The organism is Coprobacillus sp. (assembly GCF_984815275.1).
Window position 1 is genome coordinate 24,837 of the sequence record NZ_CFJNYH010000021.1, and the last position, 17,139, is coordinate 41,975.

General features: G+C 32.5%; 18 protein-coding genes, 7 tRNA genes, 1 pseudogene and 1 riboswitch. Of the genes and pseudogenes, 15 read left to right on the top strand and 11 right to left on the bottom strand.

All coding sequences use genetic code 11. The features are described 5' to 3' along the window. Positions 1–2: 2 nt before the first annotated feature. Positions 3–1,784: an ABC transporter ATP-binding protein/permease gene (locus AC5M21_RS08780; protein WP_236916446.1), complete on the bottom strand. Its 1,782-nt coding sequence runs from the start codon at positions 1,782–1,784 to the stop codon at positions 3–5. Positions 1,785–1,824: 40 nt separating this feature from the next. On the opposite strand from AC5M21_RS08780, the gene mnmL reads away from it, so the two are divergent. After that, entirely contained in the window at positions 1,825–2,817 is a 993-nt protein-coding gene (mnmL, locus tag AC5M21_RS08785; protein WP_008790594.1) for a tRNA modification radical SAM protein MnmL/YtqA, read from the top strand. A gap of 13 nt (positions 2,818–2,830) precedes the next feature. On the opposite strand, the gene hpf is transcribed toward mnmL, so the two are convergent. The 5 genes from hpf to AC5M21_RS08810 form a co-directional block, all read right to left on the bottom strand. Then, a complete protein-coding gene (gene hpf, locus AC5M21_RS08790; RefSeq protein WP_008790593.1) occupies positions 2,831–3,361 on the bottom strand; it encodes a ribosome hibernation-promoting factor, HPF/YfiA family in 531 nt (176 codons plus the stop codon). A 92-nt stretch (positions 3,362–3,453) separates the two neighbouring features. Beyond that, positions 3,454–4,596, bottom strand: coding sequence for a methionine adenosyltransferase (gene metK / locus AC5M21_RS08795; protein ID WP_008790592.1), 1,143 nt, complete (start codon positions 4,594–4,596; stop codon positions 3,454–3,456). Between the two features lie 60 nt (positions 4,597–4,656). Beyond that, a riboswitch (SAM riboswitch) is annotated at positions 4,657–4,752 on the bottom strand. Positions 4,753–4,758: 6 nt separating this feature from the next. Then, positions 4,759–4,884, bottom strand: coding sequence for a hypothetical protein (locus tag AC5M21_RS08800; RefSeq protein ID WP_017143799.1), 126 nt, complete (start codon positions 4,882–4,884; stop codon positions 4,759–4,761). Positions 4,885–5,044: 160 nt separating this feature from the next. Further along, positions 5,045–5,458 carry a large-conductance mechanosensitive channel protein MscL gene (mscL, locus tag AC5M21_RS08805; RefSeq protein WP_054689258.1) on the bottom strand — a complete coding sequence of 138 codons (414 nt, stop codon included), beginning with the start codon at positions 5,456–5,458 and terminating at the stop codon, positions 5,045–5,047. After that, positions 5,458–5,682, bottom strand: a complete 225-nt coding sequence (locus AC5M21_RS08810; protein WP_054325398.1) for a NifU family protein — start codon at positions 5,680–5,682, stop codon at positions 5,458–5,460. Before AC5M21_RS08810 ends, mscL begins: the two co-directional genes overlap by 1 nt. Before the next feature lie 125 nt (positions 5,683–5,807). Here AC5M21_RS08810 and AC5M21_RS08815 point away from each other — a divergent pair, with 125 nt between their 5' ends. The 13 genes and pseudogenes from AC5M21_RS08815 to AC5M21_RS08875 all read left to right on the top strand — a co-directional run bounded on the left by AC5M21_RS08815 (position 5,808) and on the right by AC5M21_RS08875 (position 11,875). Beyond that, on the top strand, positions 5,808–6,185 hold the full coding sequence (locus AC5M21_RS08815; protein ID WP_054325397.1) for a CvfD/Ygs/GSP13 family RNA-binding post-transcriptional regulator: 378 nt from the start codon (positions 5,808–5,810) through the stop codon (positions 6,183–6,185). Next, a complete protein-coding gene (locus tag AC5M21_RS08820) occupies positions 6,182–7,462 on the top strand; it encodes a glucose-6-phosphate isomerase (protein ID WP_054325396.1) in 1,281 nt (426 codons plus the stop codon). The genes AC5M21_RS08815 and AC5M21_RS08820 overlap by 4 nt, the downstream gene beginning before the upstream one ends. 90 nt (positions 7,463–7,552) lie before the next feature. Then, positions 7,553–7,628: transfer RNA gene (locus AC5M21_RS08825), tRNA-Val, on the top strand. 11 nt (positions 7,629–7,639) lie between these two features. Further along, positions 7,640–7,715: transfer RNA gene (locus AC5M21_RS08830), tRNA-Thr, on the top strand. 5 nt (positions 7,716–7,720) lie between these two features. Further along, positions 7,721–7,804 (top strand) — tRNA-Tyr (locus tag AC5M21_RS08835). A 6-nt stretch (positions 7,805–7,810) separates the two neighbouring features. Beyond that, positions 7,811–7,886, top strand: a tRNA-Gln gene (locus AC5M21_RS08840). A gap of 10 nt (positions 7,887–7,896) precedes the next feature. Beyond that, positions 7,897–7,972, top strand: a tRNA-Lys gene (locus tag AC5M21_RS08845). Positions 7,973–7,981: 9 nt separating this feature from the next. Further along, positions 7,982–8,055: transfer RNA gene (locus AC5M21_RS08850), tRNA-Gly, on the top strand. A 114-nt stretch (positions 8,056–8,169) separates the two neighbouring features. Next, positions 8,170–8,829, top strand: a complete 660-nt coding sequence (locus AC5M21_RS08855; protein ID WP_054325402.1) for a response regulator transcription factor — start codon at positions 8,170–8,172, stop codon at positions 8,827–8,829. Continuing rightward, entirely contained in the window at positions 8,826–10,256 is a 1,431-nt protein-coding gene (locus AC5M21_RS08860; RefSeq protein ID WP_054689264.1) for a sensor histidine kinase, read from the top strand. The genes AC5M21_RS08855 and AC5M21_RS08860 overlap by 4 nt, the downstream gene beginning before the upstream one ends. Beyond that, the gene (locus AC5M21_RS08865; RefSeq protein WP_117599068.1) at positions 10,243–10,911 is read left to right on the top strand and encodes a hypothetical protein; all 669 of its coding nucleotides are present in this window, start codon (positions 10,243–10,245) and stop codon (positions 10,909–10,911) included. Before AC5M21_RS08860 ends, AC5M21_RS08865 begins: the two co-directional genes overlap by 14 nt. Before the next feature lie 158 nt (positions 10,912–11,069). After that, positions 11,070–11,723 (top strand): annotated as a pseudogene (locus AC5M21_RS08870) (M15 family metallopeptidase). Between the two features lie 78 nt (positions 11,724–11,801). Next, a tRNA-Gly gene (locus AC5M21_RS08875) sits at positions 11,802–11,875 on the top strand. Positions 11,876–12,226: 351 nt separating this feature from the next. On the opposite strand, the gene AC5M21_RS08880 is transcribed toward AC5M21_RS08875, so the two are convergent. The 4 genes from AC5M21_RS08880 to AC5M21_RS08895 form a co-directional block, all read right to left on the bottom strand. Continuing rightward, entirely contained in the window at positions 12,227–13,174 is a 948-nt protein-coding gene (locus AC5M21_RS08880) for an ABC transporter permease (protein WP_117599070.1), read from the bottom strand. Between the two features lie 12 nt (positions 13,175–13,186). Continuing rightward, the gene (locus AC5M21_RS08885; RefSeq protein WP_236916445.1) at positions 13,187–13,600 is read right to left on the bottom strand and encodes an ABC transporter permease; all 414 of its coding nucleotides are present in this window, start codon (positions 13,598–13,600) and stop codon (positions 13,187–13,189) included. Further along, on the bottom strand, positions 13,534–13,758 hold the full coding sequence (locus AC5M21_RS08890) for a hypothetical protein (RefSeq protein ID WP_236916509.1): 225 nt from the start codon (positions 13,756–13,758) through the stop codon (positions 13,534–13,536). Before AC5M21_RS08890 ends, AC5M21_RS08885 begins: the two co-directional genes overlap by 67 nt. 173 nt (positions 13,759–13,931) lie before the next feature. Further along, a complete protein-coding gene (locus AC5M21_RS08895; protein ID WP_054689270.1) occupies positions 13,932–14,870 on the bottom strand; it encodes an ABC transporter ATP-binding protein in 939 nt (312 codons plus the stop codon). 228 nt (positions 14,871–15,098) lie between these two features. Here AC5M21_RS08895 and AC5M21_RS08900 point away from each other — a divergent pair, with 228 nt between their 5' ends. Continuing rightward, positions 15,099–15,929 carry an alpha/beta fold hydrolase gene (locus AC5M21_RS08900; RefSeq protein ID WP_008790580.1) on the top strand — a complete coding sequence of 277 codons (831 nt, stop codon included), beginning with the start codon at positions 15,099–15,101 and terminating at the stop codon, positions 15,927–15,929. On the opposite strand, the gene AC5M21_RS08905 is transcribed toward AC5M21_RS08900, so the two are convergent. Further along, complete coding sequence (locus tag AC5M21_RS08905) at positions 15,926–17,098, bottom strand: PucR family transcriptional regulator (RefSeq protein WP_117769017.1); 1,173 nt, start codon at positions 17,096–17,098, stop codon at positions 15,926–15,928. The two genes, AC5M21_RS08900 and AC5M21_RS08905, sit on opposite strands and share 4 nt — an antisense overlap. Between the last annotated feature and the right edge of the window lie 41 nt (positions 17,099–17,139).

Below are 17,139 nucleotides of genomic sequence, written 5' to 3' on the forward strand. Positions count from 1 at the left end.
ATCTATTCCTCCCTCAAAACATCAATCATATCAGTTGTTATCATCTTTTTCATAGGTACTAATATTCCTAATATACACATGAAAAAATAAGCTAAAAAAATAATTCCATACAAATCCCATTGACAAAATATGATTTTATGTAACTTCAGTTCAAAATGAATATATTGTGATATGTGGTAAACCTGGTTGATATAGTAATAAACAAGCAAAGACAACAAACATCCACCAATTGAAATCACCCCACCTACACATATCGCTTCCCCTATAGATAGAAACAATAACTGGTGTTTCTTTAATCCAAGTGATAACAAATAAGCAACATCATGTTGACGTTCTACATAGATTGTTGATTCAACAATCATAATTAATAATAATGATATGACAAAACTAATACCAATAAAAACATATGCAATCATTCGAGCAAGACTTAATAAAGCCTGATAATTTTCAACTCTTTCTAAAACATCACTATAAACAAAATAAGATTGATTAAACTTATTATAAAGATAACGATTTTTACCACTTTGAGCTTCAACCAATAAAGCATATTCATTTTTTAACATATCAATTTTTTCCTTTACCTTAGGTGAACAATACAATTCATCTTGACTAAAAAAAGAGTCTTCTAATACTCCAACAATATGAATATCTTGTTGAAAACTTTGATATTCCCAATGAAGATTCCTATTACCAGATAGATTATGAAATAAACTTTCGCTCACAACAATCTCATGATCATCCTTGGGTAATCTTCCACTCTTTAAAAGAATATGAGATGTTTGATGAGGAAGAAAAGAAATGAGACAATTCACTTCTTTTTGCTGAGAAGAAATATTTAACCGTTCTAAATGATAATCATATGTGACCTCCTTTGTACCTTGATGACTTACCAACTCTTTAAAAACTTCTCCAGATTTATTCTCAATCGTCATCATATTGACACACACTGATCCTTTCTCACTTTCTTCAATCGCATCAAATACTCCATTCATAGCTGTCACAATAATAAAAAAGGCCACAATAACAATCCATTGAAATAAAAAAAGAAACAAAAGCTTGTTTCTTTGATATATAAATTGACGAATTGGATAAAACCATAGCGAATACAAACGATGTTTTTTCTCCTTACATAAAGTTGCCTTATTTTTAATAACTTTTCGATTTAATTTCCCTTTCTTGAGAGTCAGAACACAATCACAATAATCTTTAAGTAAAACTGGATCATGGGAAACAATAATGACCAAAGCGTCTTGTGATATTGTTTGTAAAAGTTTCATCACTTCTTGAGCTTGTGAAGCATGCAATGCTCCTGTTGGCTCATCACATAGGATAATTGATGAATCTTTTAACAGTGCTTTTGCAATAGAAACTCTTTTAAGCTGCCCACCAGAAAGTTGTGATGGATATTGATTCATGAAGTCTTGAATACCTAATTGAGTGACAATTTTTTTCAACTGTTGAGAAGAATATGACAGTTCACTCACTTGACACGATAAAATAATATTTTCTTTAACTGTCAAAGAAGGAACATAATCTTTATTTTGCATCATATAAGAAACATGTTGACGAATAAAATCTTCACGATTATCGATGATTTGATGATCATATAATATCTCACCTTCAAAATTCCCATCTAACATACCTATAATATATAATAACGTACTCTTCCCACACCCACTTGATCCCTGAATACCAATCAGTCCAGTATCTGGCAACTTTATTGAGATGTCGTCTAAAATGAGATGATCATGAAAACTTTTCGAAATATGTTTTAATTCTAACATCATATCCTCCTTTGTGTTATAATCACATTTGGTGATTATAATGAATACTTTTCCTTACTCATTTGATAACAAGCGTTATCATACATATAACTATTTTTTAAAAAATAAATACAAACAAAAAATTGCAAAAGTGTCCTTAAACGCAGGTTTTACCTGTCCAAACAGAGATGGAACTCGTGGCTTTGGTGGGTGTATTTTTTGTTCTGACAGTGGCTCTGGTGATTTTGCTGGTAATGTTCACGATTCTTTACAGAAACAATTTGAAAATGTCTCTGCTATGATGCGTCGTAAATGGCCTGACTGTCAATTTATTGCTTATTTTCAAGCCAACAGCAACACCTATGCACCTGTTAAACAGCTTAAAGCAACATTTGAGCCCTTTCTTCAACAAAAAGACGTTGTTGGTTTGGCCATTGCTACACGTCCTGACTGCTTAAATGAAGATGTCTGTGATTATCTTTATGAGTTATCTCAAAAATGTGATCTTTACATTGAACTGGGTTTACAGACAATTCATAATCAGACAGGACAATTTATTCATCGTGGGCACGACTATCAAACTTTTTTAGATGGGCTGTCTCGTTTGCGTAACCGAAAAATTGATGTTTGTGTCCATATTATCAATGGGCTTCCTTATGAAACCAGAAAAATGATGTTAGAAACTGCCAAAGCAGTAGGACAATTAGATATTCAAGGTATCAAAATTCATAATCTCTTTATCCTCAAAAACACAATTCTTCATCATATATATGAAAGCAAACCATTCCCCCTCCTCTCAAGAGATGAATATATATCCTTAGTTGTAGAACAGCTTGCTTATATTCCTGAACATATTGTTGTGGAACGATTAACTGGCGACGCACCTATACAAGACTTGGTGGAACCACTTTGGTCAATAAAAAAAGTAACAATATTAAATGATATTGATAAACTCATGAAAGAAAAGAATATATTTCAAGGGAGCTATCTCACTAAAGAAAACATTAAAAATGCTGATATTCCCCTTTGTTGCATAAGAAAAGACCCTGAATGAGGGTCTTTATTGTTTATTCTGTTTCAATCAATCCGTATCCACCATCATGGCGTTTATAAGCAACACTAATTAAATTTGTTTCAGTGTCTCTATAAACAAAAAATGAATGTCCAATTAATTCCATTTGCATAATAGCTTCTTCCATATCCATAGGTTTTGGACTAATTGTTTTTGTTTTTACAACAATATCTTCTTCCTGATCTTCTAAAGGTACAATAGAAGCAATGTTGAATGCGAGTTTATTATCTTTAGATTTTCTGCTCAATCTTGTTTTGTACTTTCTAATTTGTCCTTCTAATTTGTCAATAACTAAATCAATGGCATTGTAAAGATCTTGATCAACAACTTCAGCTCTTAATAATACATATTCAGTTGGAATTGTGACTTCGATTTTTTGACCTAAAGGATAAGTTCTAATTAAGACTTTTGCTTCAACATTGTCACTCATGATAAAATATTTATCTAACATGTTTAACTTTTTGTTGATTTTAGATTCAATTCCTTCAGTCAATTCAATGTTTTTTCCTCTTACAATGATTTTCATAAATATTCCTCCTTTGATACTTATATTATACATTAATTTTGGGTAAATTACACTCCTATTATGTAAAAAAGTCAAAAAGCTCCGACTGGAGCTTATAAATATTTTTTTAAATCTTCAACTTTATCTAAATTCTCCCAAGGTAAGTTTAAATCACCTCTTCCAAAGTGTCCATAAACAGCCGTATGAGAATAAATCGGCCTTAGCAATTGAAGTGTTTCAATAATCCCTTGTGGTGTTAAATTAAATTCAGATTGAATCGCTTTCAAAATACAATCTTTGGAAATCTTTTCAGTTCCATATGTTTCAACAAATACACTGGTTGGTTCTTGAACACCAATAGCATAAGACAATTGAATTTCAACCTTATCACATAATCCAGCAGCAACAATATTTTTAGCCATATATCTTGCCATATACGCTGCACTTCTATCTACTTTAGATGGATCCTTTCCAGAAAATGCTCCACCACCATGACGAGCAGAACCTCCATATGTATCAACAATAATCTTTCTTCCTGTTAATCCAGTATCTCCATGAGGACCACCAATGACAAAGCGTCCTGTAGGATTGATATAAACTTTATAATCGGTGTTCATATCATATTTTTTGACTACTTCTTTCATAATCACATTTTGAATATAATCTTTAAACTCCACTTCATTAAAATCATCATCATGTTGAATAGACATCAAGATTGTATCAATACGAGGTTGCATTGGATCAGTGTAATCAACAGTTACCTGAGATTTCATATCAGGACGAGCCCATTTGAATTCACCAGCATGTCTTTTTTCTGTTGCATAACGAACCAAATGGTGAGCAATAGAAACAGGCAAAGGCATATATCCTTCTGTTTCATTACAAGCAAACCCAAACATGATGCCCTGGTCTCCTGCACCACCAACTTCAACATTTGTTCCTAAAGCAATATCACTTGATTGACTATCCATCACAACTTCAACACGACAATTATCACAATCAATTCCTAAATCAGCACTTGTATAACCAATTTTTCTTAAAACCCCTCTTGCAATCTCTTCATAATTGACTTTAGCATTGGTAGTAATTTCTCCACCAATAACTAATAAATCAGTTGTTGTGAAGCATTCACAAGCAACCCTTGAATAAGGGTCTTCCTTTAAACATGCATCCAAAATTGCATCACTAATCTGATCGCAAACTTTGTCTGGATGCCCTTCTGAAACCGATTCAGATGTAAACAGTATTTTTTCCATTCTTTTCTTTCCTCCCACATTCAATAAAAAAAGCTTTCAAGAGGAAAGCTTTAAGGCTTCCTCTTATTGTTCAAGTAAACTTGCTAGGTCAGGCACCTTCTTTATTAAGGGTTGCCACCACTTCGTCGATCCTCATCTCGTGGTTCTGAATAAGAGCTTCTATTATTGATAAAATTTTGTTAATTCATCATGATCCAAGGATGTCATAGCTTCTATAAGTTCCATATCCAATCCTAAATCATATAGTATTGCAGCTATTTTTAACTGCTCCTGTTTTCTTGTATTCATAACATCACCTCTTATAGTTTATCCCTAAAAAGGAGACATTATTCTACAAATCAAGACTTTTTACATTATATGCGAACACTCTCTATAAATCAAGAGATATTTTCACACAATAAGATTATAACACATATTTTTGACAATTTTTCTCAAATTTGTCTCAATTTTATTTTTCTTTTAACAAATCCCTAATTTCAATAAGTAATTCCTCAGTCGTTGGTCCTTTTTCTTCCCTCATATCTTCTTTCTCTTCCTTTTGTCGCAATGAAGATATCTTCACTATAAACTTTAACATCAAAAAAATAACAAGGGCAATAATTAAAAAATCAATAACATTCTGCAGAAAACTTCCATACATTAAAGAAATTCCCTGACTTCCATCAACGGGTTCCTTCAAAACAATAGAAAGTCCAGAAAAATCAGTTGCACCAGTCATCAGAGTCACAATCGGCATAATGATATCATTGACAAGTGACGAGACAATTTTACCAAAAGCACTCCCAATAATGACACCAACTGCCATATCAATTACATTTCCCTTAACTGCAAACTCTTTAAATTCACTTATCAATTTTTTCATTAAATCGCTTGTACCTCTAGAACACCAGGGACTTCTTCAATTAAGATTTGTTCAACACCATCTTTAAGAGTTGCATCAAGCATTGTACATCCAGCACAGGCTCCATGCATCTGGACATAAACAATTCCGTCTTCAAACTTTATAAATTCAATATCTCCACCATCTCTTTGTAAATATGGTCTCAATTTATGGATAACTTTTTTAATTTCTTCTTCTTGATTCATGGATACTCCTCCTTCACGTCTACATATTATACCATAAATTTCAAAATATAAAAGTCACATGACTATCTTTTGACTTTATTGTAAAAGTGAATTGTGATATAATCACCTTGATTGGAGGGCTAGAAATGGAACATCGCGTTAAAGTCGGTGACATTATTGATGTAACCATTACTGGAATTCAACCTTATGGTGCTTTTGCATCTTTACCTGATCATTCATCAGGCTTGATTCATATTTCAGAAATTTCTGATAAGTTTGTCAGAAGTGTAGAAAGCTTTGTCCATGTTGGGGAAAGCATTCGTGTAAAAGTTATTGATATTGATGAAGTTACTCATCAAGCCAAACTATCTTTAAAAGCAATGCATTCAGCCAAAAGAAAGTACAAAAGAGCTTATAAGAGTCAAAGAGAAAAGATACAAGAAACACCTTTAGGATTTAGTCCATTAAAAGAGAAATTGCCTGAATGGATAACCATAGGCATAACACAGGAGGAAGAATTATGATTAAAGTTGATTTATCAAAAGCAAAATTAGCTGAAAATATGGATACATATAAAGAACAAGTTGCTTCTATTCATGATATGATCCATAACAAAACTGGTAAAGGTAATGATTTTTTAGGTTGGGTTGATTTACCTGTTAATTATGACAAAGCCGAAGCTGAAGCAATCAAAGCCAAAGCAGCAGAACTTAGAAAAGAAGTAGATGTTTTATTAGTTTGTGGAATTGGTGGATCTTATTTAGGAGCAAGAGCTGCTATTGAAGCAATAAACGGATTATTTCCTACAAATGATGTTCAAATTATTTATGTTGGAAATACATTTTCTTCTAACTATTTAGCTCAAGTTAAAGAATATGTAAAAGATAAAGAATTTGCGATTAATGTTATATCTAAATCAGGAACAACAACAGAAACATCTATTGCATTTAGAATCTTTAAAGATTTATTAGAAACAACAAAAGGAAAAGATGTTGCACAAAGAAGAATTGTTGCAACAACTGATAAAGAAAAAGGTGCATTAAAAACACTAGCTAACAATGAAGGATATACAACATTCGTTGTGCCTGATGATGTGGGAGGACGCTATTCTGTCCTAACTGCAGTTGGTTTATTCCCTATCGCAATGGCGGGAATTGATATTGATGCCATGATGAAAGGTGCTGCTGATGCAAGAGAAAAATACAATACTCCTAATTTATCAGCAAATGATGCTTATCAATACGCAGTCGCAAGACAAGTTTTATCAAAACAGGGATACCCTGCCGAAATGTTTGTCACTTATGAATTACAATTGGCTATGGTTGCTGAATGGTGGAAACAATTATTTGGAGAATCAGAAGGTAAAGAAGGTAAAGGAATTTTACCAACAAGTGCAACTTTCTCAACTGATTTACATTCACTTGGTCAGTTCATTCAAGAAGGAACAAAAGTTTTATATGAAACAATCTTTAAGATTGAAAAACCAGTTGCAGATTTAGAAATTCCTAGCGATGCAGGAAATTTAGATAACTTAAATTACTTAGCTGGAAAAACAGTTGATTATGTCAATAAAAAAGCTTGTGAAGGAACTATTGATGCTCATGTCAATACTGGAAATGTTCCAAATATTCAAATTACTTTAGATGAATTAACTCCATATTCATTTGGTTATATGGTTTATTTCTTTGAAAAAGCATGTGCAATGTCAGTTTATTTATTAGATGTTAATCCATTTAATCAACCTGGTGTTGAAGTCTATAAGAAGAACATGTTTCAATTATTAGGAAAGCCTGGTGCTTAAGAAGTGGGAAACCACTTCTTTTATTTTTGTGAATTTTGTCTTGACTTGAAAATATGTCCTATGGTATTATTAGTAAGCACTAAGAAAAACGGAGGTTTAGCTCAGTTGGGAGAGCATCTGCCTTACAAGCAGAGGGTCAGCGGTTCGAGCCCGTTAACCTCCACCATTTTTTTAAATGCCGGCTTAGCTCAATTGGTAGAGCAACTGACTTGTAATCAGTAGGTTGAGGGTTCAAGTCCTTTAGCCGGCACCAGTAATGGGGAGGTAGCGAAGTGGCTAAACGCGGCTGACTGTAACTCAGTTCCTTTCGGTTCGGTGGTTCGAATCCGCCCCTCCCCACCATCTTATTGGGATATAGCCAAGCGGTAAGGCAACAGACTTTGACTCTGTCATCTCCCTGGTTCGAATCCAGGTATCCCAGCCAATTTATATTTGACCCGCTAGCTCAGTCGGTAGAGCATCTGACTTTTAATCAGAGGGTCAGGCGTTCGAGTCGCCTGCGGGTCACCATTCTTATATGCGGGTGTAGTTCAATGGTAGAACTTCAGCCTTCCAAGCTGACTACGTGGGTTCGATTCCCATCACCCGCTCCAATTATCCATAGCACATTTACTTTTATGTAAGTGTGTTTTTTTATTTCAGATTGTCAGGAGAGATGCAGTTATGATGCAACTTTGATGTATAATAGAGACAGAGGAGAACAATTTATGAATAAAATATTAGTCGTTGAAGATGAAAAAACAATTTCAGAACTCATAAGAATTAATCTGGTTGATAGTGGCTATGAGTGCCAATGTGTATATGATGGCAAACAGGCAGCTGACCTAATTGAAAACAAAAATTTTGATTTAATCCTACTCGATATTATGTTACCAATTATAGATGGCTATGAACTCATTGAATATATTAAACCATTTCATATTCCTGTCATTTTTTTAACAGCAAAAGCAGATGTCAAAGAGCGTGTCAAAGGATTAAAACTTGGTGCTGAAGATTATATTATCAAACCCTTTGAAATCACAGAACTCTTAGCACGTGTAGAAGCAGTCCTGAGAAGATTTCATAAAACATCTCAATTCTTAAGTGTTTACGATGTTACAGTTGATACATTATCGAGAATTGTTAAAAAGAATAATCAAATTATCAATCTCACTGTGAAAGAATACGATCTTCTTATTCTTTTTATTCAAAACAAAAATATAGCCCTTTTTAGAGACCGTATTTATGAAAGCGTTTGGGGAGAATGTTATATGGGAGATAGTCGAACAGTTGATTTACACGTTCAAAGAATGCGTAAAAAATTAGGACTTGAAGACAAAATTGTACCAGTTTATAAAATTGGTTATCGTTTGGAGGGAGAATCATGAAATTCTTTTGGAAGCTCTATCTAAGTATTATGTTGATAACCATTACTTTCTTTAGTATTGGAGGATATTTTCTTATTCAATCAAGTTTTCACAATTCGTTAGAACGCGAAATTGAAAGTGTTTATAAAGAGAATGATATTTATATTTCTTCATTACAAAGAGAATTCAACATTCCTATTGATGATCAAGAAGATTCTACCCTCGTTATCAAGCTTCTTCAAAATTCTATCGGAACACTAACAATACAGACCCTAAGTGGTAATCTTTCATTTTGCTTAAGAGATACACAAGGACAGATTATTTATCAAAATGGTGGTTTCAGTGATAAGAATAATTTTATAGATAAAGTTGAAGATAATCAGAGAGCCTATAAAATATTTAATGAAAAAAATCAATATACTCTTCATACTTTACGTCCTTTTCACTTTGCCAATGTTAATATATACATTCAAAATTCACGTAATATCTCTTCTCTTTTTCAAACACGCAATGATCAATATCAAATCTTCATTACTTATACAATTCTGTTATCTTGTATAAGTGCTATTGTTATTTTCATGATTACCAGATGGCTTATGAAACCACTCCATAAACTTTCTCTTGCGACCAAAGAAATTGCAAATGGAGATTTTATTGAAGATATTCCTGTGTCTAGTGAAGATGAAATTGGACAATTTACAAAAGACTTTAACACAATGTCTGCACGTTTAAAAACATCTATTGCATCTTTGCAGGATTCTGTAGAACGTCAGGAAATCTTCGTGAGTAATTTTGCACACGAGCTCAAAACACCTCTTACATCAATGATTGGCTATGGTGACATGATTCGCTCTAAAACATTGACTGATGAACAAGTCGTGACTTATGCTCATGCTATTGTTCAAGAAGGAAAGCGGTTAGAATCGATGTCAATGAAACTTATGGATTTAATTGTTTTAAAGAAACAAGATTTCATAATGCATCATATATCAGCCCATGTATTCTTTGAAATGGTGAAAGAAACATTTACACCAATTATCAATCAAGAAAACATTAATTTCACTATGGATATTGAAGAAAGTGATTTGTGGATTGAACCTGATTTGATGCAAACTGTTTTTTTCAATCTTTTAGACAATGCTCGCAAAGCAATAACAACAGATGGACAAATCTCTATTATTGGAAGAAATACACTTCAGGATTATGAAGTCAAAATTATCGATAATGGATGTGGTATTGATTCGCAAAACCTCAATAAAGTCAAAGAAGCGTTTTATATGGTGGATAAATCTCGCTCTCGCAATGCTGGAAGTGCTGGATTAGGATTAGCTATTACTGATCAAATTCTTCAACTTCATCATGCTACAATGACAATTGACAGCACTCTTTATATAGGAACAACAATAACTGTTCATTTAAAGAAAGGTGAAAACAATGAAAAAATATAAACATGTCTTTTATTTTTTAACTCCTATTTGTTTGCTTATTCTTATCCCACTTATTCCTTTCGCACTTTCAAAATGGGATGATGAAAGACTTTTATCTTCAATAAATATTGAAGAAGTTAACGATAAATCGCAACAAGCCTTTCAAACAAGCCAATTAAACACTTCAGAGAAAATCGGACTTTTATCTTCTTTTTATGGAGAAAATGAACAAAATATTATCCTTGTCAGTCAAAAAGAAACAAAACTCAACACTCATATACATGACATCAAATCTCATGTTCAAGTTGAACTTAACAAATTACAAAAACTCAATATTTTCCCAGTTATTGATTTTGAAAATGACTATAACTCATACAGTTATATAACAAGAGTATACAGTCAACCAACGAACCCTGAAAAATCTGTTGTTGTTGATATTATCACTTATTCAAGTAAAGATGGTTTTATAGAAATTTGGATAGATGCTCAAACCCAAACAATCTATCAGTATTTATTTTATTCAGATCAATTTTTTACAGTCCCAAGTCAAGAAAGCCATTCTGTATTTGGACATCAATATTTACATATATCTGAAGAAGATATACAAAGATATTATTATATGATTTCCAATGAAAAGAACCTTTGTATAGGTATAAATAATTTAAAAAACAATTAATGATGCAGATATGATGCCAAAAGTTTGTAACTCTGATGTTTCTCTTTTGTAAACTTTTATAAACAAAAAAAGATCAAGGAGGAACAAAGATGAAGTACAAACTTAAAAAATGGTGTGCTTTTTTACTAACATGTATAGGATTGATAAGTTTTAGTTTTATGATTTTCTTTTACTTTACAGATCAAAACGAACCAACTGTACCTGCTAGTCATAAAGCCACCCAACAAACCCAACAGACAAAACCCAAAAAGGATGAATTATTAACACTTGTTAATTACCAGAATCAGATTCCAGATAACTGGCAAATTGATTTGGTTAAATTAAGCAATGGCCAATCGATAGACAAACGCGCTTACCCAGATCTCCAGCAAATGATGGATGATGCAAGAGCACAAGGTCTTAGTCCCCTCATCTGTTCATCTTATCGTACCAAAGATAAGCAGCAAAGACTTTTCAACAATGAAGTTGTTGCTTACCAGCAGCAATCCTCAAGTCAGAAAGAAGCAGAAGAAAAAGCCTCTTTTTGGGTAGCAAGACCTGGCACAAGTGAACATCAGATGGGCTTAGCTGTTGATATTGTCGCAACAAGCAATCAACAATTAGATGAAAGTCAAGAAAGAACTGCTGAACAACAATGACTTATTCAGAATTGTTATAAGTATGGTTTTATCTTACGTTATCCTAATGATAAAAATCAAATCACTAAAGTTGGATATGAGCCATGGCATTATCGTTACGTTGGTAAAGAACATGCTCAAAAAATTATGAAAGAAGGAATTTGTCTCGAAGAATATCTGGATAAATATTTTTAAAAAAATTCACAAAACCTCTTGCAATATTTTCATTATAATGGTATTATATACAAGCAGTAGTTGAGATGCTCTGTATATGCGGGTGTAGTTCAATGGTAGAACTTCAGCCTTCCAAGCTGACTACGTGGGTTCGATTCCCATCACCCGCTCCATATGATGATTAACACTTACTTCTTGTAAGTGTTTTATTTTATACTTAACCTAGAGAATGATTACAAGAGTCCAGCTCTGTTTGATTTTTTGCCCTCTGGATTATATTAGTCTGTCTATCAGATAATATTCATTGTCTGTAAGTCTTTTGATATGGACTGATAAATACTGATATCATGATGAGATAGTAATCTTAGACATAATAGCAGAATAAAGAAAGAACAAAACAAAGATACATATCACAAGCAGCAAACCAAAATATGTAATAAGCAAATATATTTCATAAAATATTTAACTCCTCCAAATTCTTAATAAATAAAAAGACCTTACTTTTTTATGAAGTAAGGTTTTCATTATCTATTTGGTAATTTTTTCTTTTCAATAATAATGGCTATAACAATAAATAAAATTGATATAACAGCAACATACAATATTCCTAATACAGGTACTGCCGTATGGTTTTCAAGAGACAACAACAATGACATGATTTGTTTTTGAGGAAAAACCTGAACAACTGCATTAAAGATTTCATTATCAGTCACCTGAACAAATCCACCTGAAACAATCGTCCCCACAATAGCAAACATATTACCAAGCATCATACTTTCCTCTAGTGTTTTTGATAAAACATTAATCCAAAGGCCAAATGCAGTTGCAAAAAAGCATAACAACATTAAGGTGAGAACAAATTGCCATAAAGCAATAGACAATGCGATATCAAAAATAAATAGAGCTCCACATATCACAGTAACAGCTGGAACAAATAGAAAACTAAAAACAACAATAAAATGACTTAACATATATTGATAACAATGTACTGAGGTTCCTAGTATCCTTTTATTAATCCCTTTTCTTTCATCAAAATAATATGAATAAATCTGAACTCCCAATAATGAAATAACCATCATTAAAAAACCTAGAATATTAGAGGCAGTTCCACGCCCTTTATCAGTAGATAGAGAATCTATTTGACCATTCATCAACAATTGGATAGCCTGATTATACTCTTCACCTTTTGTAGATAATACTTTGACATTGAGTCCTTCCTGATAAACAACAGCATCATATTGATTTAAAACCATCTGTGAATTTTTTGGAATCTCTTTTAATGGAATATATTGAATTTCATCATTAACAACTGTTTCAATATCCCCCACGACTCCTATTTGCATTTGATAAGACATAGTGTTCGTAAAATAAACAGCAATACCCATCACAATTGGAATTAAAACAAGATAAACTATTAAAAACGCTTTATCATGGCTAATACGATAAAATATTAATTTCATGAGTTTTAACATAATTCTTTCCTCCTAAATATAATCCTGGGGACGATAATTTCTATGAACAATCAGCAATAACAACAAAGATAAAGCAAGGAGTCCAAGAATAATCCACCAATAATTTGAACTGACTCCATCATAAATCAGCTGAAAGACACAGTCCACAGTCCATTTAATTGGAGAAAAGCTTGCAATTTTCTCAAAGAATGCTCCTAAACTTGCAATAGGAAAGAATATTCCTGATAGGAAGCCTAAAACTGCTGTTGAGTTTGATAAAATTATATTTGTCATTTCTTCATTACGGATAGTAACACAAATGGCACTGCTTAGTAATGTCAGAAACAAGACAAAATGACTTAATAACAAAATAACATAGATCATATTATTGCCACCAAAATTAACAAAAGAAACCCCTGAAAGACAATGATATTGAATGCTAGACATAATGACATAAATAGAAAGCAAGCCAATATTTTAGAAGAATAAACACTCACTCTTGATACTGGGCTATAAAAAATTCTTGTATTTGCATTTTTAAGATGTTTTTCCAAGAAAATATTCGCAGGAACAGTCGCTCCCATCATAGCAATAAAAATAATCATAGTCACACCATAAAAATCATAAGAACTGACCAAAGATGTGTTATACAGATTCTCAAATAAAAAACCCATTAATGAAATTAAAACAGTTGGAAAGATAAGAAAGATGCCTATAGTGCCAGGCGTTAAGAGATGATTTAAAGTTTGTTTAAATAAAGTCTAAAAGCCTCTCATCATCAATCCCTCAACTTCTTTCCTGTTAATTCCAAAAAGACCATCTCTAAATTTCCTTCTTCTGTTTCCATTTTTGTAATATGACAGTTCTGTTGAACCAATAACAAAATGATTTTATCTAATGCATCATCATTCTTAGAAACTGTAATCTTGAGCGAATCTTCAGTTTGTTCCACCGCTTCAACACCATCAATATCTGATAGTTGTTTTTCAACATCTGATGAGAACTTCTCTAAATATAATTTATATACCAATGTATCTTTATATCTTTCTAAAAGCTGTTTCAATGTTCCTTCAGCTATTTTTGTTCCTTTATCCATAATGACTATACGATCAGCTATTTCTTCGACTTCTTCCATATAATGAGTTGTATAAATAATTGTTGTCCCCATTTCCTTTAAACGTTTTAATGAAGATAAAATATGATTTCTAGATTGTGGGTCAATCCCTACAGTCGGCTCATCTAAAATCAACAATTTGGGTTGATGGGCAATTGCACAAGCAATATTTAATCTTCGTTTCATCCCACCACTAAATGTTTTAGGTGCATCATTTTTTTTATCTTCTAATCCTACAAATGCTAATGCATTCATCACACGTTCTTCTAATTGATTCTTTTTAAGACCATACAACGATGCAAAGAAAGCAACATTGCGATATGCTGAAATATCTTCATAAATCGCTATCTCTTGAGGGACAATACCTAATTGTCCTTTAATTTCATTGATATGTGATTCTAATGGTAAGTTAAATATATTTATCTTGCCAGCATCATTTTTTAAGATTGTAGACAGAATGCTAATTGTTGTACTTTTACCTGCTCCATTAGGACCTAACAAGCCAAGAATTTCACCTTCATTGACATGAAAAGACAAATCATTCACCGCTTTATTTTCACGATAACTTTTTTCTATATGTTGAACTTCTAAAATTTTATTCATACTATTTCCTCCTTGTCACCACTATAAAGTATTTTCATGAATTGCACTACACACTCTACTTTCCTTTTGAGAAACTATTGGTTGCAAATACTGGTTGCGGGCATTTCAAACACACATTTTCATAACTAATCATCTATTTTATTTTGAAACAAATAGAAATGTTATTTTCCATTTTCTTATGAATGATTGCATTCCTTTATGAATACTATGAGAAAGAAAGGAGTCCTTATGTTTTATATTCAATCTAATGACTGTACAAAATTAGCTGTTTATGATTATAACCCTCATGGCTCAAGGACAATTATTCTTGTGCATGGCTGGCCATTATCTCACAAAATGTTTGAATATCAAATTCCCACCTTATTACAATATGATTACCGTATTGTGACAATGGATATTCGTGGATTTGGGCAATCTGATGAATCAACCTGTGGATATGATTATAATCAATTGGCAACAGATTTATTTTCTATTATTCATCAAATGAATCTTTACAACTTTGCTTTGTTAGGGTTTTCAATGGGTGGAGCGATTGTTACACGTTATATGTGTCTTTATCAGGGATATGGTGTCTCTAAACTCTGTTTATTAGATGCTGCTGTTCCAACTTATTGTCAATCACCCCAAAATCCTTATGGCCAATCTGTACAAGATACAGATAAGCTTATTCAACTGGGTTATCATGACCGACCAAAGCTTAATCAATATTTTGGGAGTATTTTCTTTGCAAAAAAACATTCTCATCCATTTATGAATTGGCTGCAAGGTATCAGTGATGATGCTTCTGGTCTTGGTCAGATGCAAACTTTATTTTCTTTACGTGATGAAAATGTGTTTTGTGACCTCCAATCCATTCAAGTTCCTACAGCTATTTTTCATGGCACAAAAGACCAAATTTGTCGTTTTGAAATGGCTGAGATCATGCATCAAAATATCTCATCTTCCCAATTGTTTCCATTAAAAGATGCTGGTCATGGTGCTTTCTATGATAATTTAGAGGAATTCAACAATTTATTAATTCATTTTTTAGATGATAATAATGAAAAGCAGACAACCTAGTCTGCTTTTTGATTGCTTATCATTTTTTTAATATAAAAAGCTAACATGTAGGGAAGTTTCTCTTCAAAAGTAGAAAGTTCACAACTTAGCAATTCTTTGATTTTTGTCAACCGATAATTAATCGTATTTCTATGCATGTAAAGATGTTTAGCCATAGCTTGCTGGCTTCCATCATACACGAGATAGTAATATAGCGTTTTCTCCAATTCCCCATGATGCTGATAATCATAAGCTAGTAAAGGATTTAACAATTGATGATACATATCTTCTAAAACTTGATGATCCTCAATTAAAAACAACAATTGATAAACCCCCATTTCATCAAATGACATTAATGGATAATCAAACTGTTGTGCCATTTGTTGAGCAGCATAGGCACGTTTATAACTTAAAATAACATTTTTATAATCAAGCATTCTTGTACCGATACCAATATGAATAATGATATCTTTCATTCTTTTTTTAGATCTTCTATACATTTTATCAACAATCTCTTCTAAAACATCAACTTCTAAATTATTGACAACCAAAACAAATGCACCATCAAACCAAAAGAAACTATAAGGGCTCTCAATCTTTTCAAAACAGATTTCCAACTGAAATGCTATACGTCTTCTTGCAATGGTATCAAAACGATCTGAATCTTCTATCCCTATTAATAGAATCTGAAAATAGCCATCTACATCAAATGTACTCATAAGCTGCTGACGATATTCTGCACTCAAATGCGGATTTATAAAAGTTTCTTGAAAATATTTTGAAATCTGACGATCTTCTTTCTCAGAGCTTAAACATCGCATACTAAAGTCCTTAATTAAATCTGCCATATGCACTTCCCATGGTGTTGTCAACAATGGAAAATCCTGTTCGTCACAATACCTCAAAATATCATCCGGAATATCAAAAATATATTTCCCTGTATTTATAATCAATCCAACACTATGATATTTAACAAGACATTGTACAAAATCCAATAAAGCATCATGTGTCTGAAACCCCAATCCCGTTGTAACTGCCAATTCTTTTCCCCACAACTGTTGAATAATTGTTGTATCTTCTATCATGTGTACCCAGCTAATCGCATTGCTGCAACCCGCTTTACCAGCTAGTAATGTTAAACAATACTGATCTTGTGTTTGGACCAATGCATCCTCAATTGTAAATCCCATGTTCTCACCTTCTTTTCTTTCATTGTAACATCTTTTGTGCT